Source organism: Accumulibacter sp., from assembly GCF_036625275.1.
GTDB lineage: Bacteria > Pseudomonadota > Gammaproteobacteria > Burkholderiales > Rhodocyclaceae > Accumulibacter.
In genome coordinates this window covers 16062-36356 of record NZ_JAZKUD010000004.1, presented here as the reverse complement: position 1 = coordinate 36356, position 20295 = coordinate 16062, and the positions used below count along the sequence as shown (strand labels likewise).

Annotated in this window: 16 protein-coding genes; 7 read left to right on the top strand and 9 right to left on the bottom strand. The window is 63.0% G+C overall.

The features are described from left to right. Positions 1–25 precede the first annotated feature (25 nt). Both V5B39_RS03350 and V5B39_RS03345 read right to left on the bottom strand, forming a co-directional pair. Complete coding sequence (locus V5B39_RS03350; protein WP_332341455.1) at positions 26–2212, bottom strand: discoidin domain-containing protein; 2187 nt, start codon at positions 2210–2212, stop codon at positions 26–28. 321 nt (positions 2213–2533) lie between these two features. Beyond that, positions 2534–2902: a DUF2917 domain-containing protein gene (locus V5B39_RS03345; protein WP_332341454.1), complete on the bottom strand. Its 369-nt coding sequence runs from the start codon at positions 2900–2902 to the stop codon at positions 2534–2536. A gap of 273 nt (positions 2903–3175) precedes the next feature. On the opposite strand from V5B39_RS03345, the gene V5B39_RS03340 reads away from it, so the two are divergent. Then, on the top strand, positions 3176–4594 hold the full coding sequence (locus V5B39_RS03340; protein ID WP_332341452.1) for a PLP-dependent aminotransferase family protein: 1419 nt from the start codon (positions 3176–3178) through the stop codon (positions 4592–4594). A gap of 69 nt (positions 4595–4663) precedes the next feature. Here V5B39_RS03340 and V5B39_RS03335 read toward each other — a convergent pair whose 3' ends face one another. Beyond that, entirely contained in the window at positions 4664–5938 is a 1275-nt protein-coding gene (locus tag V5B39_RS03335) for a glycoside hydrolase family protein (protein WP_332341451.1), read from the bottom strand. Positions 5939–6130: 192 nt separating this feature from the next. Here V5B39_RS03335 and V5B39_RS03330 point away from each other — a divergent pair, with 192 nt between their 5' ends. After that, positions 6131–6304, top strand: coding sequence for a hypothetical protein (locus tag V5B39_RS03330; protein WP_332341449.1), 174 nt, complete (start codon positions 6131–6133; stop codon positions 6302–6304). Here the strand turns inward: V5B39_RS03330 and tpiA are convergent. From tpiA to V5B39_RS03300, 6 genes are all read right to left on the bottom strand, one after another. Continuing rightward, positions 6294–7061 (bottom strand): triose-phosphate isomerase, encoded by a 768-nt coding sequence (tpiA, locus tag V5B39_RS03325; RefSeq protein WP_332341447.1) that lies wholly within the window; start codon positions 7059–7061, stop codon positions 6294–6296. The genes V5B39_RS03330 and tpiA overlap by 11 nt on opposite strands. A 77-nt stretch (positions 7062–7138) precedes the next feature. Continuing rightward, a complete protein-coding gene (gene pgk, locus V5B39_RS03320; RefSeq protein WP_332341445.1) occupies positions 7139–8395 on the bottom strand; it encodes a phosphoglycerate kinase in 1257 nt (418 codons plus the stop codon). Positions 8396–8718: 323 nt separating this feature from the next. Further along, positions 8719–10314 (bottom strand): phospholipase D-like domain-containing protein, encoded by a 1596-nt coding sequence (locus tag V5B39_RS03315; protein WP_332341443.1) that lies wholly within the window; start codon positions 10312–10314, stop codon positions 8719–8721. An 85-nt stretch (positions 10315–10399) separates the two neighbouring features. Beyond that, positions 10400–11899: an endonuclease/exonuclease/phosphatase family protein gene (locus tag V5B39_RS03310; RefSeq protein ID WP_332341441.1), complete on the bottom strand. Its 1500-nt coding sequence runs from the start codon at positions 11897–11899 to the stop codon at positions 10400–10402. A gap of 177 nt (positions 11900–12076) precedes the next feature. Then, entirely contained in the window at positions 12077–13837 is a 1761-nt protein-coding gene (locus V5B39_RS03305) for a carbamoyltransferase family protein (protein ID WP_332341439.1), read from the bottom strand. A gap of 123 nt (positions 13838–13960) precedes the next feature. Further along, positions 13961–14848, bottom strand: a complete 888-nt coding sequence (locus V5B39_RS03300) for a lysophospholipid acyltransferase family protein (protein ID WP_332341437.1) — start codon at positions 14846–14848, stop codon at positions 13961–13963. A 390-nt stretch (positions 14849–15238) separates the two neighbouring features. Here V5B39_RS03300 and otnI point away from each other — a divergent pair, with 390 nt between their 5' ends. From otnI to V5B39_RS03275, 5 genes are all read left to right on the top strand, one after another. Further along, positions 15239–16024 carry a 2-oxo-tetronate isomerase gene (gene otnI, locus V5B39_RS03295; RefSeq protein ID WP_332341435.1) on the top strand — a complete coding sequence of 262 codons (786 nt, stop codon included), beginning with the start codon at positions 15239–15241 and terminating at the stop codon, positions 16022–16024. 273 nt (positions 16025–16297) lie between these two features. Next, positions 16298–17152, top strand: coding sequence for a bifunctional methylenetetrahydrofolate dehydrogenase/methenyltetrahydrofolate cyclohydrolase FolD (gene folD / locus V5B39_RS03290; RefSeq protein WP_332341433.1), 855 nt, complete (start codon positions 16298–16300; stop codon positions 17150–17152). Beyond that, entirely contained in the window at positions 17152–17649 is a 498-nt protein-coding gene (gene purE, locus V5B39_RS03285) for a 5-(carboxyamino)imidazole ribonucleotide mutase (RefSeq protein WP_332341430.1), read from the top strand. Before folD ends, purE begins: the two co-directional genes overlap by 1 nt. A 165-nt stretch (positions 17650–17814) precedes the next feature. After that, positions 17815–18972: a 5-(carboxyamino)imidazole ribonucleotide synthase gene (locus tag V5B39_RS03280; RefSeq protein ID WP_332341429.1), complete on the top strand. Its 1158-nt coding sequence runs from the start codon at positions 17815–17817 to the stop codon at positions 18970–18972. Further along, positions 18962–19990: an L-threonylcarbamoyladenylate synthase gene (locus V5B39_RS03275; RefSeq protein ID WP_332341428.1), complete on the top strand. Its 1029-nt coding sequence runs from the start codon at positions 18962–18964 to the stop codon at positions 19988–19990. Before V5B39_RS03280 ends, V5B39_RS03275 begins: the two co-directional genes overlap by 11 nt. Positions 19991–20295: the final 305 nt, after the last annotated feature.

Here is a 20295-nt window from a genome sequence, read left to right as displayed (position 1 = left end):
GCGTTGGGGACAACGATGTTTCACATCAAGGCGTGGGGACCGGCGCGGCTGGCTGGGCGGGCCCCCGACTGCGGATCACCGTCAGGGACCAGGGCGGCAATTGTACCGCCAGCGGTGCATGCGAGCGTAGTACGCGGTGCTCGGGAGGCCGACTGCGTCGCGGGCGACCGTGTTCGCCGTTTGCCCGCCATTGGTACTGGGCGGCGGAAAACCGGTACAGGTCGGCCGGACCTTGCAGCCACTCGACCGCGTCCGGCTCCGGTCCGGCGAAGCGCAGTGTGACCGACCACGGCCGCTGCGGGTCCTTGTTGACCAGCAGCAGCGCCCAGAGGCCGTCGGGGCGTTGCAGCGCGTAAGCGCTCAGCGGCGGCGCCACGGCGGTTTGGCCATCGACACGGGCGCGATAAATCCGATGCACCTGATCCGGATTCCCGGCCCATTGCCGCGCCAGCAGTCTGGCGCCGTGATAGGTGGCGGTACGCGCCCGGATATTCCGTCTCTGGTCGGAGAGGAACAAGGTATTGTTGCCCCAGGTCCGGCAATTGACCTGGGGTTCCCTGTCCAGAGGGCTGGGTTCATAGCCGTACAGATAGGCCGTGCTGCCTCCCTCGGTCAGGAAGGTGGCGACCGTGTCAGCGTTGAACAGGGCGCCGGCCAGGTCGACCTCCGCCTGCGTGGCGAAAGCCGAGTAGCCATACTCGGTGATCAACAACGGCGTCGTGCGCGGCAGACCTTGCTGGTAGAGGTTCGCCATGGCCTCGGCGAGCCGTGCCGGCGCCTGCTGCAACCGTGGTGGCGCCGGCGCGCAAACATCGTCGAACGGGTACCACTCGAATGACAGGAAACCCAGATCGGACGCTCGCCCGCGCTCCTGCAGGTAGCTCAGAAAACGGGCCAGCCACGGTCGATCGGGAGCCACCGGGGTTCCTGCCCAGGCCATCATCGGCTCGTTCCACAAGGACTGGAAAGACGGACCACCGAGGATCACGCCTGTGTCGACTGCGCGCAACGCGTCCGCCGCCTGCAAGTACAAGGCACCATAGTCTTCCGGAGCAATGTACTGGCCATCCGGCTCCTCGCCAAGCTCGATGCCGCGCAGCGGGTAGCCGCGCCGCTTCAGATAGCGCAGCAGTGCGGCGGCATTGTCGGGCGTATCGTAGAGCACCCCGACCGGCACCAGCATTGGCAAACCGTGCGTGAGCCCGCTGGCGAATACCCGGTCGATCCCGGCCTGTTCGACCCCTGGGTCCAGATCGACTGCGCGGTGCCAGGGGTCAGTGGAGGAAACGAAAAAGCGGCTCTGGCCGTCGCGGCTGGCGGCGTGGCGAACGGCATCGTGCAACTCGCCATTCGCTCCTTGCATTCCGATGGCCACCTCCCGCACGGCGAAACCGAGGGCATCGCGTGGATCGCTTGCTCCCTCTGGCGCTCTGGCCGAGGATTCTTCGAGCAACACCCGCAGGTAACGTGCCGGTAACGCCTCCCGAGTCAGGCGCAGAATGCCGTCACCGCCGCGACCCTGCGTCACCAGACCGTCGGGAAAGGTTTGCCACCGGCCTTCGGGATACCCGTCCGGCAGATCCGTGTTTTCACCATCCCAGTATTGGACGACGTAGCGCACGGCATATGGAATCCCCCAGGAGAGGCGGATCGCGTTCACCGGGATTTTCTCTCCCAGATCGGCGATCAACCATTGTGGGTGCGGGTCCTCGCCGGTATAACGACGGTCCAGATAGGGGTTGCTCTTCCAGAAAGTCGCCAGGTCGCCATCCGCCAGCCGCGAATAGCCATCGTCATTGGCCTGATCGATGCTGTTGCCGCGGCGCGGCAGCCGATAACCAAAGGACACCCCAATCGGATCACCAGGACGGTCGTCCGAGGTCCAGTAACCTTGTGCATTCTTGCTGTCACTCCAGCGGCCACGCGGATTCCAGTGCCAGGCCTGGATGCCGAGTTCGGTGCGCAGGCGGTAAGTCAGCGGACGCAGACCGACCGAACGCATGGCGCGCAAGGTTGCCGGACGATAAATGGCGCTCGCATCACCACGCGCGTGCCCGTCCACCCCGGCGCCGAGCGCGGCGGACGGCGTGAAGGTATTGCTGGGACCCGTTCCGAGATCGATGGTCACGCTCGCCGACGCCGCTGCCACGACCGGCGGCGAAACGGCGAAGAAGCCGGCAATGGCGAGTACGGCGAACAGCGGGGAGGACAAGCCAGGCATCGTTTGCAACCCGGACCAGTGATCGAGAAAATCCGCAGCAAATTCGGACTGGCGGATCGAGGAACTTGAGAATCGGAACGGCAGGGCCACCCCAGCTCACCGGGGCGCGATGATACGCGCTTTGTTCTTTCCGCCGCAAGAAATCAGAGACTTGCAGGCTTGCCTGATGCAGGGTCGATCGATGCGCGGATTTTCGATACCGGCAACGCCAGCAGAGCAGCCCTCCCGGAGCCGTTGGGGGTAACGGCTGACCGGGCACCTCAATACGAGCGACTCCCGTGCGCATCACGGGAGTCGCGCAGGTGGACCAGGCTATGCGCCGAATTGACGGGAGGCCGCCGGCAAGGGCAGCGGGGAATGCCGAACGAGCAACGGCCGGTCGGAAAGGCTGCGCCGCCACTGCTGCCACTGCTGCCACTGGGCGCGCAGGAAGGTCGACAAGGGCCGCGCGGCTTTTTCGAAGCGAACCTGCCCACTGCCGATGGCTTCCAGCAGGGCGAGGCCACGGCCACGGACCAGGTGGCTGTCACCCGGCCTTAGCAGGATGTCGCCGGCTTCGCCAGCGACCGTCAGCCAGACCACGCCGGCCGTGCAGTGGATGCGCACCCCCCGGGCAGAGAGCAGCCGGATCGGCGCGTTGTGGGTGAGGCAAAGCTCGCTGTTGTAGAGGTCGATGTCCATGGCAGTCTCTCCTTGTGTTGACGAAACACAGTGTAGAGCATTCGGCATTTGTGATACAGTTACAAGAAATGAAAATTGTAACCAGCACAGTTCGTAATTTTTTCAATTGTACCGGTCATTGTATCGGACAACTGTACTGGTGATGCCAACGGTCATGACTTTTCCAAGCACACCCGATCATGCCAGTGATGACCGTTTTCCTCTCCCCCAACCCCTCCCCCGCAAGTGGGGAGGGGAAATTGATGAGTCGCTGACGCGACCTTCACATTAAATATGGAAAACGAGCTTTTGCGTTACGAACGTCTGGCGGAGGATCTGGGGAGCATCATCGTCGCCGGCAACCTGCGGCCAGGCGAACGCCTGCCATCGGTGCGGCGCCTGTCGCGCGAGCGGCGGCTTTCGGTTTCAACGGTACTGCAGGCGCTCCATCAACTGGAGGACCGCGGACTCGTCGAAGCCAGGCCGCAGTCCGGATACTTCGTTCGCCATGCGACAGCACCGCGCGCCCAGCCAAACGCCCGTTCGACTCCTGACGCGCCGGTGCCGGTCGATGTCAGCCAGCGTCTGATGCGCGTCGTGCAAACCGGCATGCAGCCCGGCGTCGCACCGCTGGGCGCGGCCGAGCCGGCATCCGCCTTGTTGCCACTGGCTGCACTGCAGCGACTTTACGGCGGCGTCGTGCGGCGCCATCCGCAACTGCTCGCAGGCCCCAGCCACATCAATACCGACGAGCCGGCGCTGGTTCGCCAACTCGTGCTGCGCTCAGTCGGCTGGGCCGGGCCACTGGCGGCCAACGAATTCGTGATCACCAATTCCTGCACCGAGTCCCTGGGACTCTGCCTGCGCGCGGTGACCCGGCCTGGCGACACCGTGGCGGTCGAATCCCCGACTTATCACCTGATGTTGCAACTCCTCGAAGTGATGGGACTCAAGGCGCTGGAAATTCCCACCGATCCGCGCACCGGCCTGTCGATCGAGGCGCTTGACCTGGCCACCCGCGAAAGCCGGGTGGCTGCCTGCCTGCTGGTGCCCAACGCCAGTAACCCGCTCGGCAGCATCATGCCCGACGAACACAAACGCCGGCTGGCCAAGCTGACGGCCGAACGCGGTGTGGCGGTGATCGAGGACGACATCTACGGCGATCTGCATTTCAGCGGCGAGCGCCCGTGGCCGATCAAGGCTTTCGACAAGGGCGACAATGTGATGCTCTGTTCGTCTTTTTCCAAATGTCTGTCGCCCGCCTTGCGTATCGGTTTCGTGGCCGCCGGCCGCTACCGGGCGCAAATCGCCCTGCACAAGACGATCACCAGCGGCGGCACCAATCCGGTCACCCAGCAGGTCCTCGCGGAGTACCTCGAATCGGGTGCCTACGCGCGCCACATGCGCGGACTGCGACGCACCTACGAGCGCCAGGTGGACGCCATGCGCGCGTCGGTGGCCCGGCACTTCCCGGCCGCCACGCGCATCACCAGACCACAGGGCGGTTTTGTGTTATGGGTCGAACTGCCCGAAGGGGTGGACACCACCGCGCTCTATGATCGCGCCATCGCCGCCGGCGTCGCTTATGTCCCGGGCGAACTCTTTTCGGCCAGCGGCATGTACCGCAACTGTCTGCGGCTCAACTGCGGCAACCCGCATACGCCCGAAGTCGAGGACGCCGTGCGGCGCCTCGGCGGCTTGATCGTGGGTTAAGGGGTCGTGAAGAAATCGTCGCGAGCAGGCCGAAATATCTGACGCCATATCTGACACCATATCTGACACCTATTCCCCGATCCGGATGTCGAGCACGCTCAAATCCTCGTCGGCAGGCGGAGTCCTGGGAATCGAACTGCTTTCGAAGTACAACTGAATCTCGCGTTCTCGACGCGTCTTCAGCGCAGCAGATTCCTTGCCGTTGACCTTGATCCAGCGCCGGAGCTGGAACGGCACGCGCTCATGCTCGCCCGCATTGACCACCTTCAGCAGCGTCGATTTCTGCAGATTGCCGACGCCCACGTTGTAGGTGAAATCACACAGCGCGGCATACTGCCCGTCGCTGAGCGCCGTGGTCACCAGACCCATCACCGCGAGCTGTGCCCGCCGCAGGTCCTGGAGCAGCAGCGAATCGCCTCGCGACTCGCCCAGACCGCGCAGGAACTCGGGGGGTTCCTTGCCATCGCAGGGCGCTTTTTTGACCAGATGACCGTAGGCAATGCTGCAATAGTTTGTGGCATCGTTGTACAAGCGCGGCGTGAAGCCTTCCGAGATCTTGGTCAGGCGAACGCCCTTATCATAAATCGGGCGCGGCTTGATGCCCTTGGGCAGGCTCACTCCGTCTCTGGACTCGAGCAGGACCCCCGGCGTCAGACGGTCTTCGGAACCGCTGATTCCGGCTGGCGCGCTTGCTGCGTCACAAACCCCGCTGGCCGCGCAGACCCCTCCGTACGCCGTGCCGCCGAGCAGTGGCGCGGCGCGCGGCAGCACCGCAAAGCTCTTCCCCGCCAATTGCCTGAGCTGGTTGCGGCTGGCGATGGAAAGCCGGGCGAACGGCTCCTGCATCGTGCCCTCGCCATCGCGCTCGCCGTCCCCATTCTGGTAGAAGTCAAGCGGTTCCCTGCTCAGAAAAGCCGCCACCAGCGTCGCGCCGTCGGGCGGCATTGCTTTCAGCTCGAACTTCATCTGCGCGTTCGGAATCGTCAGTGACCCGGCGGAAACGCGATTGTCAGGGTGATGCCGGTTCGGAAACAGCACGGTCGGCACATCGTCGGGGCCGACGCTGAGCACGTTGAGGTAGCCTGCGCGCGGAATATCGATGCTGACCACCATCACTTCGCCTTCGCGATGGAAGGTCTTGTTGAGTTGCACCGACAGGCCGCCGGCCAGCATGGCGGCATCCCCGATGATGCGTCGGAAAGACTGACTGGCTGCAGGCGTCGCGACTCTGGCTGCAGCGCCCGGCGACGGCGGCAGGTCCTGCCCGAAAGCCCCGCCGCTGCCCAGCGCCAGTGACCATACGATCGGCCAGAGCATCACCCGCTCGGTAACAGCGCGTCTCATCATCCTCTCCCTCTTCCAGCACACGTCCGGACACCCATGGACGGGTATGGTATCAGCCCGCCCCGTTCTGCGGTATTGCACCCGCCCAGTGGCGTCAGAGGGTCAATCGGGTTAAGGTGAAAGTCGCGTATGCGACTCACGAATCTCCCCTCCCCTCTTGCGGGGGAGGGGCCGGGGGAGAGGGAAACGGTCATGACTTTCATGATCGGGGGTGGCTGGAAAAATCATGACCGTTGGTACCGTGCCAGCCCGCATCATCTCGATGACGGAAACGCTTTCAACCAACCGATTGCCAGCGGGGCCGCTGCGCAGCCGCGCCGGCAACAGGACTGCTTGCCGGGACTGCTTGCCGGGACTACTGGCTGATCGACTCGCCCGGCGTGATGATGCCGAGGAAGCTGTCCGCCTTCAGCGCCGCACCGCCGATCAGGCCTCCGTCGATGTCCTTCTGGGCCAGCAGGCCGGCGGCATTCTCGGGCTTCATCGAACCCCCGTACTGGATCGAGATCGACTCGGCGACGTTCTCGCCATAACGTTGCGCCAGCAGGCCGCGAACAAAGGCGTGGGCCTGCTGCGCCTCGTCATCGCTGGCGGTGACACCGGTGCCGATCGCCCAGACCGGTTCGTAGGCGATGACCGTGCGCAGGGCGTCGTCGGCGGAAAGACCCGCGTAGGCGCCATTGACCTGCGTGGTGAGAACGCTCTCGAGCTGGCCGCCCTGCCGCTCGGCGAGCGTCTCGCCAATGCAGATGATCGGCGTCATGTCGAGTGACTGGACCTTCCTGACCTTCTTGTTGACGGTTTCATCGGTCTCGCCGAAGTAGCTGCGCTGCTCGGAGTGACCGATGATCACGAAATCGACGCCGATTTCCTTGAGCATGTCGGCGCTGACCTTGCCGGTGAAGGCGCCCTGGTTTTCCCAGTGCACGTCCTGCGCCGCCAGCTTGACATTGCTTCCCTTGACCACCTCGGCCACCTTGGCGAGAGCCAGGTAGGTCGGGGCAATGGCGACGACGACATTCCTGATGTCCTTGGCAGCGGCGACGACGTCGGCGGCGAGCTTCACTGACTCGACGACGGTTTTGTTCATTTTCCAGTTGCCGGCGATAACGATCTTGCGCATGGTATTCCTCGATGTGACGATGTGATATTGCAGGATGGCTTGACAGGCAGCGACCCCGAGCGGGGTCGCCGGCAGCCTTACTTTTCGGAAAGGGCAGCAACGCCCGGCAGGACCTTGCCTTCCAGGTATTCAAGCGAAGCGCCGCCACCGGTCGAACTGTGCGTGACCTTCTTGTCGGCGCCGTATTTCTTAGCAGCGGTAGCGGTGTCGCCGCCGCCGATGACGGTGATCGCACCGGCAACGGTGGCCTGGACGACCGCGTCAGCCATCGCCCTGGTGCCGGCTTCGAACTTCTCGAATTCGAAAACGCCGGCCGGGCCGTTCCAGATGATGGTCTTGGCCTTCAGGATCGCTGCAGTGAAGATCTTCGTCGATTGCGGCCCGCAGTCGAGCCCCAACCAGCCGTCGGGTACGCCATCGACATCGTTGGCGGTGCCGGTGTTGGCGCCAGCATCAAACTTGTCGGCGATCACGAAGTCGACCGGCAACAGGATCTGCTTGCCCTTCTCCTCGGCCTTCTTCATCAGGTCCGGGACCAGCTTGGCGCCCTCTTCGTCGTACAGCGAGTTGCCGATCGGCATTCCCGAGAGGACTTTCTTGAAGGTGAAGGCCATGCCGCCACCGATGATGATCTGGTCGGCCTTGTCGAGCAGATTGTTGATCAACTGGATCTTGTCGGCGACCTTGGCGCCGCCGAGGATCGCCAGCAGCGGCCGTTGCGGCGATTCGAGCACGGCCGAGAAGGCCGCCAGCTCCTTGTTCATCAGGTAGCCGGCAGCGCGCTCGGGCAGTTGCACGCCGGTCATCGACGAGTGGTCGCGGTGCGCCGTGCCAAAGGCATCGTTGATGTAGACGTCGGCGAGCCGGGTCAGCGAAGCGCGGAAGGCCTTGACATCTTCCGGATTGGCCTTGACCTTGGCAACCGAGCCGTCGGCGCTGGTGACCGTGCCCTTGCCCTCTTCCTCAAGGTGAAAGCGAAGGTTTTCAAGCAGGATGACTTCGCCGGGCTTGATCGTGGCGCAGGCGGCTTCGACTTCCGGCCCGACGCAATCGGCCAGGAACCGTACCGGGCGTCCGATCAGACCCGCGAGCGCGGTCGCCACCGGGGCCAGACTGTATTCCGGCATGGCCTTGCCATCGGGACGGCCGAGGTGGGACATGAGAATGACGGCAGCGCCGTGGTCCAGGGCATATTTGATCGTCGGCAAGGCGGCCTCGATCCGCTTGGTGTTGGTAATGGCGCCGGTGGTCTTGTCCTGAGGGACGTTGAAATCGACGCGAATCAGCGCGCGCTTGCCTTCGAGGGCGAGATCTTCGATGAACAGTTTGGACATGATTTCCTCGATAGTGAGAGGGTGTTGAAAAAGGCTGAAAAAAGGCCGGGATGGAATGGGATGAAAGCGAAGCAGGGACAGCAGCGGCAGGGTATCGGTCGGCGGAACGATTCGCGAACAGCCCCCCTTTTACGCCACTGCGTTTGCGCAAATGCCCTCTGCGCCAAGGCGTTTCAGACGCGTAGACGAAGTATCCTTGGCGCCGTTAGCAGAGTCAATCGTCTGTTGTCAAGAGGATTTTGGGTCACGTTGTGCATCATGTCGTGGTGGCCGGCAAAGGGTTTGGGCCAACCGTCGCGCAGCCGAATCGCTGGCTTTCAGTTTCAGTAATAGATCCGGAAAACGCGCTGGATCTGCTCAAACTCGTACAGGTACGCTTTCGCCATTTCGCGATGGGTCGCCACGACCGTCAGGTCATGGGAAAACACCGACGTGTTGTACCAGTTGAAACTGCCTTCGATGACCGTTACTTCGTCGATGATGCAGTACTTGGAGTGGATCGGCGAATACGGCACCGGGTGATCATCCTGGCCATACACCAGGCCGACCGCAATCCCGGCCGTCCTCAATCCCTGCGCTGCCGGCAGGAGCGGGCGATTCAGCTCATCGTGCATCGAACGCTCGACACCCACCTTGCCCTGCCGTGCGAGATGCCCGTTGAGCAGGACATGCACATGCACACCACGGTGTTTGGCGTTGATCAGCGCATCGATGACGCTGTCGCCATGCTCGCCCAGGAGGTTGCCAATCAGGAACAGCGTCAGTTTGATCGAGTGCCTGGCACGGTGAATCTCGGTCAGGATGGCGTGATGCGGAAGGTAATGCTTGCCGTTGAGCAGCGCGTGTCGACCATAGGTATAGAGCAGGTTGAAATGGCTGAGCGGGTCGATGCCATATCGTTGAATGACGCCGCCACGTTCGCTCTGGAAGATGTTGTCGAGCAGACGACAGACGCCTTTCGAATGAAAGGTCATCCCCGATTCCCAATTCGCCCACCAGCGATCGAAGGTAATGTTGAACGAACCCAGGATGCAATCCTCATCGTTGAAGATGACGAACTTGGTATGCATGTCGGGATCGACCTCGATCAGATGATGGTGCGGCGTGCAGAAAACACCCACCAGTTCGATGCCGGCGCGCTTCAGGCGCGCATAGTTCGGACTGTTGGTGAGCGTCATTTTCCGCCAGTCGACGATGCACTGCACACAGACGCCGTTTTCACTGGCGTGCACCAGGTGGCAGGTGAAGTCGTGGTCATCGATGCAGTCGACGCTGACCTTGATGGTGCAGAACCGATTGGGGTGAGCGTGCTTGCTGCGAATGACCTTGTCGATGTGATCGTGAATGAAGCGTTTGGGATGGTACGGGTGATACTGCTGGCCCTTGGTGAACTTGGGAATCAGGTGCAATGCTTCGAAGTGGTGGTTGTACCAGTCCACATCGCACTGCAACTGCCAGGCATTCACCTCATGCGTCCGATAGGGGTTATGGGTCGCCCATTCCGGGGTAATTCTTCGATATTGCGGCGGCTCCTCGCGCAATTGCGGCCAATCCATGAAAATGTACTCGAATTGCGAGGCAATCGAGTGCTCGTCGAGGTGCACCACAAAGGCAAACTTGACGCAGTTGGCAGGCCCGAAACTGCTGGACGAGGGATGGATATAGAAATCACGGGTGCGCCGCTTGTGGTGGTTCCACTGAATATCGTAGGGATCGGTATCGACAATATAGGTTTCGCAAATATGATTATTCCGATAGACCCTGAGAATGACTTTTACATTCACCTGGGTACCGAAGTACACGTCGAAACCGATTTTTCCCCAACGCAGATAGAATTTCTCGTTGAAGTCGTTAACCCGAACGAAGCTTCCCCCCAGATTGCCATGTACGGGTACCGCGTATTGCTCTGCTGTTTTCATGATATCGAGACCGAACGGCCCTCTGCTGTTGAATGTCTGCTCACCGGAATCCGTGGCGGGCAAACGACTTTGTCGCGCCCGCAGCTCAGATCGGCTCGAATGTCACCAGGTAGCCAAAATGATCGGACACTCGTCCATAATCCTGATCGGTGAACACGGTCTGACCCGAGATTGCGCGCAGGCGGCTTCCTTTGCGAAGAAAGACATAATCGATTCGATGATCGTCTTCCAGCGCCCTTTCCCAGGCCGACTCCCTGACTTCGAAAACCTTGCGGAAAATCTGCGGCGAGTTGGCCGACAGATACTGGTCAGCGTATTCGTTTGAATCGACAACGAATTGATAGCCCCTGGAACCGGCCTTGATGTTGAAATCCCCGCACAGCATCGTCGCCGTCAGCTCGTTGCTGTGTTCATCGCTGGCCCACTGCCGCAGGTTGTCGAACTGCTCCGCGAAGCCGTCCTCCCACCAGCTCAGGTGCGAGGAGAAGACGTTCAGCAAACCGAAATACGGCACCCTGACCTGGGCCATGACGACCTTTCTGGAGTGAATGCTGTAGGGGTCGGAACTCGCCGAGACATATTTCGCAGCATGTTTCTCGACCGGATACCGGCTGAGGATGGCCACCCCCTCGCGATAACGCCCGAAGCCCAGATGCGACCAGTCGGTCACCAGATGATAAGGGGAGACGAGGCGTTCGTTGATGATCCTCGCCGTATTCGTTTCCCAGTCGCCCTCGCCGTCATTCCAGAGTTCCGCCACTTCCTGCAGACAGACGATGTCGACATCGAGGGAGCCAATCGCCTTGGCGATTTGCGAAAGCTTGTCATCCTGGTTCTCTTCCTGCCGGCAATGCAGGTTCAGGATCAGCACCTTGAGCGGCAGGCGCTGGACGGTGTAGTTCTGGCCGAAGTTGTCGTCCCAGAAGACGCGCTGGCGGGTTGCGCAGGAAAGCCGGTATTGAACCCGCCAGGCGTCGTCCACCTTCAGCATGGCATTCCAGATCTGGCAGCCGTATTGATTGGGATTTCTCGCATTGCTGAGAAACTCCCGGTCCCAGTACTTGCTCAGGTATCGGCAGGGCACCTTGTGCGTGCTCTGCCAATCGTCGGCAGTCCAATGCACCGTGACGCTCTTGGCTTGCAGACTCTTTTCCGTCGCCACGACAACCGGCAGGAAGCTTTGGCCATCGGCCAGACTGCGCTCGTGGCCGACGTTCAGAAGCGGGTGCCGATCCGCCACCAGGATTCCCGAATCGGCCTGAATGGCATGGTTGCTGCCGTGATGGTTATCCCAGTATTCCTTGCCCAGGACGCGATAGCGCAAGGCAAACTCGACATTTCCGGGGAGCGGTGCAGCGGTGGCCAGCGAGAACGTGGCGCGGGCAAACCAGCACTCCCTGTCCTGATCGATGCGGCTGTGATACGTCGCCGCCAGGGTATGCCAGACGCCGTCTTCACCGGCCCAGGCAACATCGACATGTTTGTCGAACGCGAGATTCTCGACCCACATCAGAAACGACAATTCCTGCTCTGCCGCTTTTCTCCCGATCACATTTTTCGCAAAAAGTAGATTGATTTTATTCATCATTCACCACATCAGCGCGCCGCTGCCGAAGGTTCATCGGCGCGCAAAGCACGAGAAGGCGTCCATCAGCGCCGAAATAGCGGGAGGCCGCCGCAAGCATTGACGCCGACAGGGTGACACGAGTGTCGGGCGATTCGAACGCACGATGCAAAGTATCTCCCGAGCGCTGCTGCCTCGTCAAATCGGCGGCAACGCCTGCGTCTGAACTGTGGCCTTGGCTACCAGCAGGTCTTCCATGACCAGGTACTGCAGGTCGCAACCGAAGAACATGTTCAGCGCGTCGGTCGGCGAACAGATCATCGCTTCGCCACGACGGTTGAGCGAGGTATTGAGAACGACGCCGTTACCGGTCAGTCTTTCCAGCTCGACCATCAGGTCGTAGTAACGCGGGTTGAATTCGCGCCGCAGTACCTGCGCACGCGAACTGCCGTCTTCGTGCACGACTTCGGGGACGCGTTCCTGCCAGCCTTTTGCCACCTCGAAGGTGAAGGTCATGAACGGCGCCGGATGGGCGCTGCCGAGCATCTGCGGGCCGACACGGTCGAGCATGCTCGGACAGAACGGACGCCAGCGCTCGCGGAACTTGATCTGCGCGTTGATCCGGTCGGCAACACCGGGGACACTCGGGCAACCGAGGATCGAGCGGCCACCCAGCGCGCGCGGGCCGAATTCCATGCGCCCCTGGAACCACGCCACCGGCTGGCCTTCGGCAAGCAGCCGGGCGATGCACCGCGGCACATCGTCGAGCCGCTGCCATGATGGGCGCGCCGGATGCCGGGCACAGGCAGCGATGACGTCTTCGTTGCTGTACGCCGGGCCAAGGTAGACATGTTCCATTTTTTCGACCGGGACACCGCGCGCCACCGACACGTAGGCGGCTGCGCCGACGGCTGTTCCGGCATCGCCGGAAGCCGGCTGGACGAAGAGCTCGCGCACATCCGGGCGGGCGATGATCTTCTGGTTGAGCTTGACATTGAGCGCACCACCACCCGAAAAAGCGAGCCGGCCGGTCTCGCGCAGAATGTCGCCGAGGTAATGTTCGATCATCTGCAGCGACAGATCCTCGAAGAGTTTCTGCATGCTCGCCGCGTAGTGGATGTAAGGGTCGTCGGCAATGTCTCCCGCACGCCGTGGACCGAGCCAATCGACCAGCTTCGGTGAAAAATAGTAGCCCTTGCCATTCTCCTTGTAGCGGCGAACACCGATCACGTTGGCGTAGTCGGTGTTGATTTTCAGTTCGCCGTCCTCGAACTTTGCCAGACGCGAGAAATCGTAGCGGTTCGGATCGCCGTAAGGCGCCATTCCCATCACCTTGTACTCGCCGTCGAGCATCTCGAAGCCCAGATACTCGGTCAGCGCGCCATACAGCCCCCCCAGCGAATCCGGGTCATAGAATTCCTTGAGCTTGTGAATTTTGCCGTTCTCGCCGTAGCCGAAAAAGGTGGTGGCATATTCACCCTTGCCGTCGATGCCGAGAATCGCGGTTTTCTCCCTGAATCCGGAGCAATGGTAGGCACTCGCCGCATGTGCCAGATGGTGCTCGACCGGCACGAGCTCGACCTTCCTGAGATCGAAACCGAGCTGCAGCAGGCACCACTCGATCCGCCTGCGGTAACGGAAAAACCGTCGGTTGCCGGTCAGCAGGGCGTCGAGCGCCCGCTCGGGGGCGTACCAGTAGCGTTTCGCATAGTGCCAGCGCGCCGGTTCGGCGAGGCTGATCGGGGCAAACGGAATGGCCACCGCATCGACCTCGGCAGGCGTGATGCCGGCAAACTCCAGACAGAATTTGGCGGCCTCGTAGGGCATGCGGTTCTTGGCGTGCTTGTCGCGAACGAAGCGTTCCTCCTCTGCCGCTGCGACGAGTTTACCGTCGATGTAGAGCGCCGCCGAAGGATCGTGGGTCAGCGCGCCGGACAGTCCGAGTAGAGTCAGTGCCAAGGTCGAGGTCTCAGAAGATCAGGGGTGCGGCCCGCACAGCAGCGCTTGCCGGCCGACAAAAGCACTGAGTATACCTGCGCCGGCGTCCGTTCACCCGACGAAGAAAGCCGGCCGGGAGAGTCATCAGTAAGGACGCGGCTCGCCGGGAGGGCGCGTCTTGAAACGACGATGTACCCAGTAGTACTGCTCGGGCATGGTCCGTACGGCAGCCTCGATCCAGGCGTTCATGCGGCGGGTATCGGCCTCGACATCGGCGGAAGGGAAATCCTGCCATGGCTCGCCGACCGTCACCGCATAGCCCTCACCGCCGGGCAGCAGCCGGGTCACACAGGGAATGACGACAGCCCCGGCGAGCCGTGCCAGCCGCGACAGACCGGGAACGGTTGCCGTCTGCACACCAAAGAAGGGAACAAAAATCGAATCCCGCTTCCCGAAATCCATGTCCGGCAGGTAGTACAGCGGCCGCCCGGCCTTCATCGCCCGCACGCTGGCACGGACACTTTCCTGGCGCGAGAGCAGCAACTGGTCACCAAAGCGTTGGCGGCCACGCAGCAGCAGGCGGTCGAAAACGGGGTTGGACTGGACGGCGTAAATGCTCGCGACGTTGAAGCGCATGGCGATCGCCACACCGCCGGCGTCAAGCCCGACGAAGTGCGGCGCCAGCATCAGTACCGGACGTCCGGCGTCGAGCAGTGCCTGCACCCGTTCCTCGCCCTCGCACCGGATCAGGCGCGACAGTCGCGGTCGGCTCGCCCACCAGAGCAGCGTGCGTTCCAGCACGCTGCGCGTCAGCACCTTGAAATGCGCCTTCGCCAATTGCCGGCGCTGGCGTCCATCGAGTTGTGGAAAGCACAGGCCCAGATTTACCAGCACGATGTGTCGGCGCCGTCTGGCCAGGTGGAAGATGACGCTGCCCAGCGCATTGCCCAGGCACGCCAGCACCGGCAACGGCAGCCAGTGCAGGAACCACACCGCGGCGACCAGCAGACGGCTCAGCATCGTCTCGGGCAAGCGCAGCCGGCGCAGTCGGAAATGGCGAGAAAGAAGACTGGATCGAGGATTTTCATGCCGTGGTGGATCAGGCAGCAGTAGAGGTATCCGCCGCTCGGAAAACGTCGGCGCGGTATTGTACTTTCATCGACGCGATGGTCAGGGGCTTTTCTGGGGCACGTCGGCAGGTATCCCGAATGGAGTCCTGCCCCGGTTCTGATCAGACGGCCATCACCGGGTGGTGCAGCGCGTCGGTCACGATGGGCGCCGGCAACCGGACGTTCGGTATCATCGCGCCTGCATTCGTCGTTGCCGGTGCGATCCCCCCTGTTCGCCCCTGTTCCGGTCGCTGCCGGCATCGACTGATCGACCCGCTGCGTTGCGATCGACCATTGTCAAAGGAGAGCTGGAATGCCCCGTTTTGCTGCCAACCTGAGCTTCATGTACCAGGACCTGCCGTTCCTTGAACGCTTTGCCGCCGCTGCCGCGGATGGCTTCGAAGGCGTCGAATACCTGTTTCCCTATGACTACCCGGCGGAAGAGATCGCCACCCGACTGCAGGCGCACGGCCTGCAACAGGCCTTGTTCAACCTGCCGCCGGGTGACTGGTCGGCTGGCGAACGCGGCATTGCCTGCCTGCCCGGCCGCCATGTCGAATTCGCCGCGAGCGTCGAGCAGGCGTTGCACTATGCGCGGGTGCTCGGCAACGAACGCCTCCACGTGATGGCCGGCATCCCCAAGTCAGGAATGAGCCAGGCCGCCTGCCGAGATACCTACCTCAGCAATTTGCGCCTCGCCTGCGTGCTGGCCGCCGTCGAGGGCCGCACGGTACTGATCGAGCCGATCAACACCCGCGATATGCCCGGCTATTTCCTCAACCGGCAGGACGAGGCACACGCCATTGTCGCAGCGGTCGGCGCCGACAATCTCAAGGTGCAGATGGACTTCTATCATCTGCAGATCGTCGAGGGCGACATCACCATGAAGTATCGCCAGTACCAGGCAGGTATCGGTCACCTGCAGATCGCGGGCGTCCCCGAGCGCAACGAACCCGACAGGGGCGAGGTCAATTACCCTTATCTGTTCGAAATGCTCGATGCCAGTGGCTACGACGGCTGGGTCGGCTGCGAGTATCGCCCGCGCGCCGGCACTTCGGCCGGCCTGGGCTGGCTGCGCGCCTGGCGCAACCGGCCGTGATCCGCAAGGCGCTGCCGCGAGTGAAGCCAGCGCCGGGAAAAGCAGGGTTCGCAGGGCTGCGGACGATGCTCCTGAGTGCTCGTGGAGGCCTCGGGCAGTCGCCGGAACTGGCGACGAAAGGCGAGAAGGCTTGGTCTGATTTGCGATAGAATCCCCTCCTCAGCATCGACCGGCGCAGTTGGAGTGCTGGCATCTGACGCCCCGGTCGACGGATTTCTGACCAATTTCTGACTCCTTCCGGGCATCCGGGAAAAACACTCCAGGAAAACCAAGATGACGGCAACACTCCTCGACGGCAACGCGCTGGCGAAAAAACTGCGCGCCGATTTCAAGACGCGTGCCGAAGCGCTTCTGGCCAGCCGCGGCACCCGCCCCGGCCTGGCCGTGATTCTGGTCGGTGAAGACGCCGCTTCGCAGGTCTACGTGCGCAACAAGGTAAACGCCTGTGCGCAGGCCGGTTTCCACTCGGAAAAGATCCTCTATGCGCCCGATGTCGAGCCGCAGCGGGTCTTCGACAGGATCGCCGAACTCAATGCCGACCCGAAGATACACGGCATCCTCGTGCAATTGCCATTGCCGAAGCACTTCGACAGCGACGCGGTGCTCAAGGCAATCTCCCCCGACAAGGATGTCGATGGTTTTCACGCCGAGAATGTCGGCGCACTGATGCAGGGTCATCCGCGCTTCATCCCCTGTACGCCCTATGGCGTGATGAAATTCCTTGCCGAGGCAGGCATCGACCCCAAGGGCAAGGAAGCGGTGATCCTCGGGCGCTCGAACATCGTCGGCAAACCGATGGCGATGTTGCTGATGCAGGCCAGCGCAACGGTCACCGTCTGTCATTCGCAGACCCGCGACCTGGCCTTGCACACGCGCCGCGCCGACATCCTCGTCGCCGCGCTCGGCAAGGCGCGTTTCGTCACCGCCGGGATGGTCAAACCGGGTGCCGTGGTCATCGACGTCGGGATCAACCGCCTGCCCGACGGCAAACTCTGCGGCGACGTCGATTTTGCAGCGGTCAGCGAAGTCGCCTCGGCAATCACGCCGGTGCCCGGCGGCGTCGGGCCGATGACCATCACCATGCTGCTCGCCAACACCCTTGAAGCTGCCGAAAGGGAGGCCCGCTGATGGCGCCACGCGAACCGCTGGTCGGCGTGGTGATGGGCTCCGATTCCGACTGGCCGACCATGCAGGCGGCTGCGGTGATGCTCAAGGAGTTTGGCGTGCCTTTCGAGGCGCGCGTCGTTTCAGCGCATCGCACCCCCGATCTGCTGTTCGAATATGCGGCCGCGGCCGGCCAGCGCGGACTGAAAGCGATCATCGCCGGCGCCGGCGGCGCTGCCCATTTGCCGGGCATGCTGGCGGCCAAGACCGCCGTGCCGGTGCTCGGCGTGCCGGTGCAATCGAAAGCCCTGTCCGGTCAGGATTCGCTGCTCTCGATCGTACAGATGCCGAAGGGGATTCCGGTGGCCACTTTCGCCATTGGCGAAGCCGGCGCGGCCAATGCCGCCTTGTTCGCCGTCGCCATGCTGGCCACCGGCGACCCGGCGCTCGCCCGGCACCTCGGCGACTTCCGTCGCGCACAGGCCGAGAAGGTGATGGCCATGAAGCTGCCGGAGGTGTGAGCAGCATTCCCGACCAGTCGCCCAAACGGTCATGACTTTGCAAGACACTCCCGATGATGAAAGTGATGACCGTTTTCCTCTCCCTCACCTCTCCCCCGCGAGGGGGGAGGCGAGATTCGTGAGTCGCTCGCGACTTTCATCGCAAGATTCTCCCGGTACGGCACGATGATTCTTCCCCCGGCAATTCTCGGGATGCTTGGCGGCGGTCAGCTCGGCCGCTTCTTCGTTGCGGCAGCGCACGAGATGGGTTACCCCGTCTGGGTCCTCGACCCCGACCCGCACAGCCCGGCGGCGCTGATCGCCGACCGTCATCTGCTGGCAGCGTACGAGGATTTTGCAGCACTGGACGAGCTGGCGCAGAACTGCGCGGCCATCAGCACCGAGTTCGAAAACGTCCCGGCCGGAACCCTCGACTATCTCAACAAGTTCGTGGTCGTTCGCCCCTCGGCAGCGGCGGTCAGCGTCTGCCAGAACCGCATCGCCGAAAAGACCTTCCTGCGCGACCAAGGCCTGCCACACGCCGCCTTCGCCGCAGTGCATAGCGAACAGGATCTGCGCGAGGCCGCTGCCGGCCTTTTCCCCGGAATCCTGAAAGTCGCCCGCTTTGGTTATGACGGCAAGGGACAGGCCCTGGTCGCCAACCCCGAGCAGGCGATGGCCGCTTTCCAGCAGTTCAAGGGCGAGACCTGCGTGCTCGAACAGCGACTCGCCCTTGATTACGAGGTTTCAGTGGTCCTGGCGCGCGATGAAAGCGGCGTCGTGACCAGCTTTCCGGCCGCCGAGAACAGTCACCGCAAGGGTATTCTCGATGTCTCTCTGGCACCGGCGCGAGCCTCGACCGAACTGCGTGCCGAAGCCGCTGCACTGGCCGCCAGGATTGCCGAGGGCTTAAGCTATATCGGTACCCTGGCCGTCGAGTTCTTTGTCGTTCGCGGCGAACTATGGATCAACGAAATGGCCCCACGCCCGCACAACAGCGGTCATTACACCCTCGACGCCTGCCTCACCAGTCAATACGAGCAGCAAGTACGCGCCCTGTGCGGCCTGCCGCTCGGCGAAGCGCGGGCGCACTCGGCCGCGGCGATGGTCAATCTGCTCGGCGATCTCTGGTATGAAACGACCCTGACCGGCCATCACTACCGCGAACCCGACTGGTCGAAGCTGTACGCTTTTCCTGCCCTCAAGCTGCATCTCTACGGCAAGCATCACGCCCGCCCCGGTCGCAAGATGGGACACTTCACCGTTCTCGATAGTGACCCGGAACGTGCCCGGCAAGTCGCGATGGCCGCGCGCGCCGCAATCGGGATCGTCGATGCGCCCTGAAAAAAACGACCTCGATCGTGCCGTAGCGCTGCTGCAAGCCGGCGAACTGGTCGCCTTTCCGACCGAGACGGTCTATGGCCTCGGCGCCGACGCCGCCAACCCGGCCGCCGTCGCCCGGATCTTTGCGGCCAAGCGGCGGCCGGCCGATCACCCGCTGATCGTCCATCTGCCGGCTGACGGCTATCTCGACCGCTGGGCGCGGGACATTCCCAGCGTCGCCTGGGAACTCGCGGAAGCCTTCTGGCCCGGCCCGCTGACCCTGATCCTCAAGTGCGCGGCGGCAGTCCCGAAGGTCGTCACCGGCGGTCAGGACAGTGTCGGCCTGCGGGTGCCGGCGCACCCCCTGGCACTGGACCTGCTGCGCGCCTATGCCCGTGCCGGCGGCGGGCTGGCCGGCATGGGCGGCATCGCCGCACCCTCGGCCAACCGCTTCGGCCGCATCAGCCCAACCGCGGCCGCGCATGTGCGCGAGGAACTCGGCGACGCCGTCCCCCTGATCCTCGACGGCGGTCGCTGCCCGGTCGGCATCGAGTCGACGATTCTCGACCTGACCCCCGGTGAGTCGCTGCCACCGCGTCTGCTGCGCCCAGGGCGGATCACGCACGAACAGATTGCGACGGTCATCGGCGTCATGCCGCAGATCGTCACCCGTCCGCCGGATGGCGGCATGCCGCGGGTTTCCGGTTCGCTGGCCGCGCACTACGCGCCAACGACGCCACTGCGCCTGCTCCCATGCGCGCGCCTTGTCGAGGTCATCGACCTTCTGCAGCGCACGGGTCAGCGCTGCGCCGTACTCTGTCACAGTCGCTTGCCCGCCACACTGGCAGCACACGCCTGCCGCCGCCTGCCGGCCAATCCCCGCGCTTACGCCAGTGCGCTCTACGCCGCCCTGCGTGAACTGGACCAGGCCGACGCCGAGCTGATCCTCGTCGAGGAGATTCCGGCAACGCCCGTCTGGGCGGCGGTTGCCGACCGTCTGCAGCGGGCAGCGGCGGGTAGCGGCGCATCAGGAGCCTGATCAGTTTTCGACCGGATGGTCAACGTCATTGTCTACGTGCCGCTGGGCTTTCTGGTGGCGCTGGCGCTGCGCCGACTGCCTGGTGGGCGCTGGACCGCAACCCTCGTCGTGCTCCTGCTCGGCGGCCTGCTGAGTCTGGCCATGGAATTCCTGGAAAACTGGTTGCCTGGCGCGCTGTCCTGGATGTTCCGCAGTTCCAAACTACCGTGCTCCGGGTTGCTTCAAGCGAGCCGCTCAGGATGCGGGTCTCCATCAGCGCCAGGCCTTTCATCGCCGACAGGATGCCGCCGATGTCGTTCAGCGCC

Excerpts from the sequence above, each read along its gene's own strand:
- V5B39_RS03345 (WP_332341454.1), bottom strand. The coding sequence starts at position 2,902 with ATGGACATCGACCTCTACAACAGCGAGCTTTGCCTCACCCACAACGCG.
- V5B39_RS03340 (WP_332341452.1), top strand. The coding sequence starts at position 3,176 with ATGGAAAACGAGCTTTTGCGTTACGAACGTCTGGCGGAGGATCTGGGG.
- V5B39_RS03335 (WP_332341451.1), bottom strand. The coding sequence starts at position 5,938 with ATGAGACGCGCTGTTACCGAGCGGGTGATGCTCTGGCCGATCGTATGG.
- V5B39_RS03330 (WP_332341449.1), top strand. The coding sequence starts at position 6,131 with ATGACTTTCATGATCGGGGGTGGCTGGAAAAATCATGACCGTTGGTAC.
- tpiA (WP_332341447.1), bottom strand. The coding sequence starts at position 7,061 with ATGCGCAAGATCGTTATCGCCGGCAACTGGAAAATGAACAAAACCGTC.
- pgk (WP_332341445.1), bottom strand. The coding sequence starts at position 8,395 with ATGTCCAAACTGTTCATCGAAGATCTCGCCCTCGAAGGCAAGCGCGCG.
- V5B39_RS03315 (WP_332341443.1), bottom strand. The coding sequence starts at position 10,314 with ATGAAAACAGCAGAGCAATACGCGGTACCCGTACATGGCAATCTGGGG.
- V5B39_RS03310 (WP_332341441.1), bottom strand. The coding sequence starts at position 11,899 with ATGAATAAAATCAATCTACTTTTTGCGAAAAATGTGATCGGGAGAAAA.
- otnI (WP_332341435.1), top strand. The coding sequence starts at position 15,239 with ATGCCCCGTTTTGCTGCCAACCTGAGCTTCATGTACCAGGACCTGCCG.
- folD (WP_332341433.1), top strand. The coding sequence starts at position 16,298 with ATGACGGCAACACTCCTCGACGGCAACGCGCTGGCGAAAAAACTGCGC.
- purE (WP_332341430.1), top strand. The coding sequence starts at position 17,152 with ATGGCGCCACGCGAACCGCTGGTCGGCGTGGTGATGGGCTCCGATTCC.
- V5B39_RS03280 (WP_332341429.1), top strand. The coding sequence starts at position 17,815 with ATGATTCTTCCCCCGGCAATTCTCGGGATGCTTGGCGGCGGTCAGCTC.
- V5B39_RS03275 (WP_332341428.1), top strand. The coding sequence starts at position 18,962 with ATGCGCCCTGAAAAAAACGACCTCGATCGTGCCGTAGCGCTGCTGCAA.